This window comes from Streptomyces sp. NPDC057137 (assembly GCF_042670825.1).
In the GTDB taxonomy this organism is placed as follows: Bacteria; Actinomycetota; Actinomycetes; order Streptomycetales; family Streptomycetaceae; genus Streptomyces.
This window is the reverse complement of the sequence record NZ_JBHUUW010000005.1, coordinates 207,905-213,904: the sequence shown is the minus strand read 5'-3', so window position 1 is coordinate 213,904 and position 6,000 is coordinate 207,905. Positions and strand designations below refer to the sequence as shown.

Annotated in this window: 4 protein-coding genes and 2 rRNA genes; 2 read left to right on the top strand and 4 right to left on the bottom strand. The window is 65.6% G+C overall.

Features of this window, described 5'->3' with window-relative positions; translation table 11 throughout:
• Both ACFT9I_RS07140 and rrf read left to right on the top strand, forming a co-directional pair.
• Window positions 1-1,845 (top strand): 23S ribosomal RNA (locus tag ACFT9I_RS07140); the annotation flags it as partial.
• Between the two features lie 80 nt (window positions 1,846-1,925).
• A 5S ribosomal RNA gene (gene rrf, locus ACFT9I_RS07135) occupies window positions 1,926-2,042 on the top strand.
• A gap of 59 nt (window positions 2,043-2,101) precedes the next feature.
• Here rrf and ACFT9I_RS07130 read toward each other — a convergent pair.
• The 4 genes from ACFT9I_RS07130 to ACFT9I_RS07115 are packed head-to-tail and all read right to left on the bottom strand — an operon-like array spanning window position 2,102 to window position 5,913.
• Window positions 2,102-2,800, bottom strand: a complete 699-nt coding sequence (locus tag ACFT9I_RS07130; RefSeq protein WP_382561626.1) for a response regulator — start codon at window positions 2,798-2,800, stop codon at window positions 2,102-2,104.
• The gene (locus ACFT9I_RS07125) at window positions 2,797-4,107 is read right to left on the bottom strand and encodes a sensor histidine kinase (protein ID WP_382561624.1); all 1,311 of its coding nucleotides are present in this window, start codon (window positions 4,105-4,107) and stop codon (window positions 2,797-2,799) included. The genes ACFT9I_RS07130 and ACFT9I_RS07125 overlap by 4 nt, the downstream gene beginning before the upstream one ends.
• 10 nt (window positions 4,108-4,117) lie before the next feature.
• A complete protein-coding gene (locus tag ACFT9I_RS07120) occupies window positions 4,118-4,954 on the bottom strand; it encodes an ABC transporter permease (RefSeq protein WP_382561622.1) in 837 nt (278 codons plus the stop codon).
• Window positions 4,951-5,913 (bottom strand): ATP-binding cassette domain-containing protein, encoded by a 963-nt coding sequence (locus tag ACFT9I_RS07115; protein ID WP_382561620.1) that lies wholly within the window; start codon window positions 5,911-5,913, stop codon window positions 4,951-4,953. Before ACFT9I_RS07115 ends, ACFT9I_RS07120 begins: the two co-directional genes overlap by 4 nt.
• Window positions 5,914-6,000: the final 87 nt, after the last annotated feature.

Sequence of the window (6,000 nt, the reverse complement as noted above, 5' to 3'; positions counted from 1 at the left end):
ATAGCCCCAACGGGCGTGCGGATGGGTAGGGGAGCGTCGTGTGCCGGGTGAAGCCTCCGCGGAAGCGAGGGGTGGACGGTTCACGAGTGAGAATGCAGGCATGAGTAGCGATACACACGTGGGAAACGTGTGCGCCGATTGACTAAGGGTTCCTGGGTCAAGCTGATCTGCCCAGGGTAAGTCGGGACCTAAGGCGAGGCCGACAGGCGTAGTCGATGGACAACCGGTTGATATTCCGGTACCCGCTTTGAAACGCCCAGTGTTGAATCCATTAATGCTAAGACCGTGAAGCCGTCCTGGAGCCTTCGGGCAAAGGGAAGTGGTGGAGCCGTCGGTCCAAGGTGGTAGTAGGCAAGCGATGGGGTGACGCAGGAAGGTAGTCCAGCCCGGGCGGTGGTTGTCCCGGGGTAAGGGTGTAGCCCGAGAGATAGGCAAATCCGTCTCTTATTAAGGGTGAGACCTGATGCCGAGCCGATTGTGGTGAAGTGGATGATCCTATGCTGTCGAGAAAAGCCTCTAGCGAGTTTCATGGCGGCCCGTACCCTAAACCGACTCAGGTGGTCAGGTAGAGAATACCGAGGCGTTCGGGTGAACTATGGTTAAGGAACTCGGCAAAATGCCCCCGTAACTTCGGGAGAAGGGGGGCCATTTCCGGTGATCACTCTTGCAGTGTGAGCTGGGGGTGGCCGCAGAGACCAGCGAGAAGCGACTGTTTACTAAAAACACAGGTCCGTGCGAAGCCGTAAGGCGATGTATACGGACTGACGCCTGCCCGGTGCTGGAACGTTAAGGGGACCGGTTAGTCACATTTCGGTGTGGCGAGGCTGAGAACTTAAGCGCCAGTAAACGGCGGTGGTAACTATAACCATCCTAAGGTAGCGAAATTCCTTGTCGGGTAAGTTCCGACCTGCACGAATGGCGTAACGACTTCTCGACTGTCTCAACCATAGGCCCGGTGAAATTGCACTACGAGTAAAGATGCTCGTTTCGCGCAGCAGGACGGAAAGACCCCGGGACCTTTACTACAGTTTGATATTGGTGTTCGGTTCGGCTTGTGTAGGATAGGTGGGAGACTGTGAAGCTTGGACGCCAGTTCAGGTGGAGTCGCCGTTGAAATACCACTCTGGTCGTGCTGGATGTCTAACCTGGGTCCGTGATCCGGATCAGGGACAGTGTCTGATGGGTAGTTTAACTGGGGCGGTTGCCTCCTAAAGAGTAACGGAGGCGCCCAAAGGTTCCCTCAGCCTGGTTGGTAATCAGGTGTTGAGTGTAAGTGCACAAGGGAGCTTGACTGTGAGACCGACGGGTCGAGCAGGGACGAAAGTCGGGACTAGTGATCCGGCGGTGGCTTGTGGAAGCGCCGTCGCTCAACGGATAAAAGGTACCCCGGGGATAACAGGCTGATCTTCCCCAAGAGTCCATATCGACGGGATGGTTTGGCACCTCGATGTCGGCTCGTCGCATCCTGGGGCTGGAGTCGGTCCCAAGGGTTGGGCTGTTCGCCCATTAAAGCGGTACGCGAGCTGGGTTTAGAACGTCGTGAGACAGTTCGGTCCCTATCCGCTGCGCGCGCAGGAGTCTTGAGAAGGGCTGTCCCTAGTACGAGAGGACCGGGACGGACGAACCTCTGGTGTGCCAGTTGTCCTGCCAAGGGCATGGCTGGTTGGCTACGTTCGGGAGGGATAACCGCTGAAAGCATCTAAGCGGGAAGCCTGCTTCGAGATGAGGACTCCCACCCACTTGATGGGGTAAGGCTCCCAGTAGACGACTGGGTTGATAGGCCGGATATGGAAGCACCGTGAGGTGTGGAGTTGACCGGTACTAATAGGCCGAGGGCTTGTCCTCAGTTGCTCGCGTCCACTGTGTTAGTTCTGAGACAACGAACAATTGTGATTTCACCCGGTTGTTCATGTGTTTCATTGTGTTTCGGTGGTCATTGCGTTAGGGAAACGCCCGGTTACATTCCGAACCCGGAAGCTAAGCCTTTCAGCGCCGATGGTACTGCAGGGGGGACCCTGTGGGAGAGTAGGACGCCGCCGAACAATTTTTGGGGAATGCCCCGCACCTTTTGGTGCGGGGCATTTCTGCGTTCAAAACCCTTTCACGACGGGCGGACCAGCTTCGCCTCGTACGCCAGGATCACCGCCTGGACGCGGTCGCGGGAGCCTGTCTTTGCCAGAACGCGGCCCACGTGCGTCTTCACCGTCGATTCCGCGAGATGGAATCGGGTGGCGATCTCGGCGTTCGTCCAACCCTGGCCGATGACGGTGAGGATTTCCCGTTCCCGGTCCGTGAGCAGTGCGATTCCTGGGTGGGGTGTCTCGGGTGCACCGGCCTCCGCCTCCGCCTCTGTCCCCGCCTCCGCGTTCGTGCTCGGGAGGCGGTGGGCATACGCGTCCAGCAGGCGGCGGGTGAGGCTCGGTGCCACCACCGCGTCGCCGCTCGCGACCGCGCGGATGCCGGACAGCAGCTCCTCGGGGAGCGCGTCCTTGACGAGGAAGCCGCTGGCGCCGGCCCGGAGGCTGGCGTACGCGTACTCGTCCAGGTCGAAGGTGGTCAGGATGAGCACCCTCGTACGGCTGCCGGCCGCGACGATACGGCGGGTTGCCTCGATGCCGTCGAGGCCCGGCATCCGTACGTCCATCAGGACGACGTCCGGGTGGAGTCGGGCGATCAGGCGTACGGCTTCGGCGCCGCCGCTCGCCTCGCCCACCAGGCTCATGTCGTCCTGGCTCTCCAGCAGCATCCGGAAGCCCAGGCGCTGCAAGGGCTGGTCGTCGGCGATCAGTACGGTCGTCACAGCCGGTTGTCCTCGTCGTTCGGCAGATACAGATGGACCCGCCAGCCGCTGTCGGGTGGCGGCAGCGGTCCGACGTCAAGTGTGCCCGCGTACAGGGCGGTTCGCTCTCGCATGCCCGTGATTCCGCGTCCCCCTGGCCGCGTTGGGGTCGGTCGGCCCGTGTCGATGATCTCCGCGGTGATGGACTCGGGTGTGCGGCTGAGCGTGACCGTCGCCGTGGCGTCCGGGCCGGCGTGCTTGAGGGTGTTCGTGAGGGCTTCCTGGACGACGCGGTAGACCGTGAGTTGGCGGCCCTTCGGCGCGGTTTCGAATCCTCCCAGTTCTCCCAGTCCTTCGAGTTGGAGGTCGCCGGTGACCGTGACCTGCACCGGCAGGCCCGCCGCCCGTACGCCGTCGATCAGTTGCTCCAGTTCACCGAGGCCGGGCTGGGGTGTCAGTTCGGCGGGGGTGGCGGTCTGGGCGTCGTTCTGGAGGATGCCGAGGAGGCGGCGCAGTTCTGTGAGGGCCTGGCGGCTGGTGGTGGCGATCGCGTCCAGGGCCTCGGTGGCGCGCTGCGGGTTCTTCTTGGCCGCGTAAGAGCCGCCGTCCGCGAGGCCCGTGATGACCGAGAGGTTGTGGCCGAGGATGTCGTGCATCTCGCGGGCGATTCTGGTGCGTTCAGCGGCTGCGGCGAGTTGGGCCTGCTGGTCGCGTTCGATCTCCAACTGCTTCGCCCGTTCTCTCAACGAGGCCGTGTACTCCTGCCTCGTACGGACCGCGATCCCCAGCAGTGCCACCGCCGCGAAGCTCGTCAGCGATGACTGGAGGGGGATGATCCAGCCGCCCTCCGGGAAGCGGACCGCGCCCACGACGAGGGGGACGCCCAACAGCACTGCGGTGTGGCCGAGTTGGCGCAGCGGCAGTCGTAGCGCGATGTTGAAGACGACGATCAGCTGGCAGAACACGGCGATCTGCAGCTCGGCGCCCGACCAGGCCTGGAGCAGGGCGAACGGCAGCGCCGCGAGCAGCGTCTCCAGGGGACGCGTACGGCGGCGCAGTACGGTCAGCGGGAAGCCCACAGTGCAGATCGTCGCCGCCCACATCGGCACATCGGGGTTGGGCGCGAACGATCGCCAGCCGCCGGCGGTCAGGTCGACCACGCCGCCGAGCAGCAGGCAGCCCGTCAGCAGCAGGTCCCAGACGAGCGGGCGCGACTTGTCGAAGGCGCCGATCCGTTGGGTCGCGCGGTTGATGAGCTGGGTGAGCGATCCGTCTCCGCGCGCGCTGTGCGGTTCCGGCCCGCTCACCTCTGCCTCTGCCCCGTTCATACGTCCATCGTCATACATCGCGCCGCTTGAGCAGCCATCCCGCCGCCCCCAGCGCCGCCACCGCCCACAGGCACAGAGTGACCAGGGCCGTCCCGTCCGACAGCGCACCGTCGTGCTGCTGGACCGCGCCGAGGGATTCGGAGGCGCGGGCCGGGAAGTACGCGACGGTGTTCTTCACGGCCTCTGAAGACACCGCCAACAGCACCTCCGGCAGGATCACCATTCCCACGAAGAACGCGCCGATGGCTCCCGGCACTGAGCGGATCAGCGCGCCGAGGCCGAGGCCGAGCACGCCGAGGAGCGTGAGCGCGACCGCCGTGCCCACGACGGCACGGGCGATTCCCGGATCGGTCAGCGAGGCGCCCATGTCCGTGTCCGCGAGGAAGAGTTGGGCGAGCAGGAAGGTCGTGAAGACGGTGGCCGCGGTGATGGCGAGCGTCACCGCGGCGAAGACCGCAGCCTTGGCCCACAGGACGGGGAGGCGCCGGGGGACGGCGGAGAGCGAGGCGCGGATCATGCCGGTCGAGTACTCGCCCGCGCTGAACAGGATGCCGAGCACGGGGAGGATGATCTGCCCGAACTGGACGCCGATCAGGGTCAGGACGACGGGGTCGCTGACCTCGCCGAGTCCACCGCCCGCCGGCTCGTGGCCGATCGCCATGACCAGGCCGGTGGCGAGGATGAGGACCGACGCCGCCGAGAGCGTGACCCAGGTGGAGCGCAGGGTCCAGAACTTGTGCCATTCGGAGCGGAGGACGCGGGCGGGAGTGATGCCCGCTCGGGCTGGGACGGTTCGCGGGGGTTGCACGGGTCGTGCGGTTCGCGCGGTGCTCGTACCGTCGCTCATGCCGTCGCTTCTGTCAGTGCCTCGTGGGCGGTGCCGGCCTGGTACTCGACCTCGTCGCGCGTCAGGTCCATGAAGGCCTGCTCCAGCGACGTGGTGCGCGGCGTCAGCTCGTACACGGGGACGGCGTGGGCGGCGGCGACACGGCCGATGTACTCGCCGTCGACGCCCCGTACGTCCAGCTCGTCGGGGCCCGCGCCGGGTGCGATCTCGATGCCGGGGCCCGCGAGCAGCGCCGCCAGCGTCCGGGCTTCCGGCGAGACGACCTTCATGGCCGCGACGCCCGAGTCCCGTACGAAGTCGGCGACCGTCGTCTCGGCGAGCAGCCGGCCGCGGCCGATGATGATGAGCCGTTCGGCGGTCAGGGCCATTTCGCTCATCAGGTGGGAGGAGACGAGGACCGTACGGCCTTCCGCGGCAAGGGACTTGAGGAGGTTACGGATCCACAGGACGCCCTCCGGGTCGAGGCCGTTGACCGGCTCGTCGAGGATGAGCGTGGCCGGGTCGCCGAGCAGGGCCGCCGCGATGCCGAGACGCTGGCCCATGCCGAGGGAGAAGCCCTTCACGCGGCTTCCCGCGACGTCGCTGAGGCCGGCCAGGTCCAGGACGTGTTCGACGCGGGAGCGGGGGATGCCATGGGTGTGGGCGAGTGCCATCAGATGGTGGTGGGCGGTGCGGCCCGGATGCACGGCGCGGGCTTCCAGGAGGGCGCCGACCTCGTGCAGCGGGGCGGGGTGCGCGGCGTAGGCGCGGTCACGGTCGCCGACGGTGACGTGGCCGGCGGTGGGGGCGTCGAGGCCCAGGATCATGCGCATGGTCGTGGATTTGCCGGCTCCGTTGGGGCCGAGGAAGCCGGTGACGGCGCCCGGCTCGACGGTGAAGGTGAGGTCGTCGACGACGGTCTTGCCGGTCTTGTCGGTTCTGCCGCCGTAGCGTTTCGTGAGTCCGTTGGCCTTGATCATGGCTTCGACGGTAGGCAGCGGGCGGGTTCGGAACGTCGGACCGGGGGCGGGCATCGCGTACGGGGCGTACTACCCCGGTACGACGCA

Bases quoted from the DNA above. Each gene is read 5' to 3' on its own strand.
- ACFT9I_RS07120 (WP_382561622.1), bottom strand. From the start codon at position 4,954: ATGAGCGACGGTACGAGCACCGCGCGAACCGCACGACCCGTGCAACCC.
- ACFT9I_RS07125 (WP_382561624.1), bottom strand. From the start codon at position 4,107: ATGAACGGGGCAGAGGCAGAGGTGAGCGGGCCGGAACCGCACAGCGCG.
- ACFT9I_RS07115 (WP_382561620.1), bottom strand. From the start codon at position 5,913: ATGATCAAGGCCAACGGACTCACGAAACGCTACGGCGGCAGAACCGAC.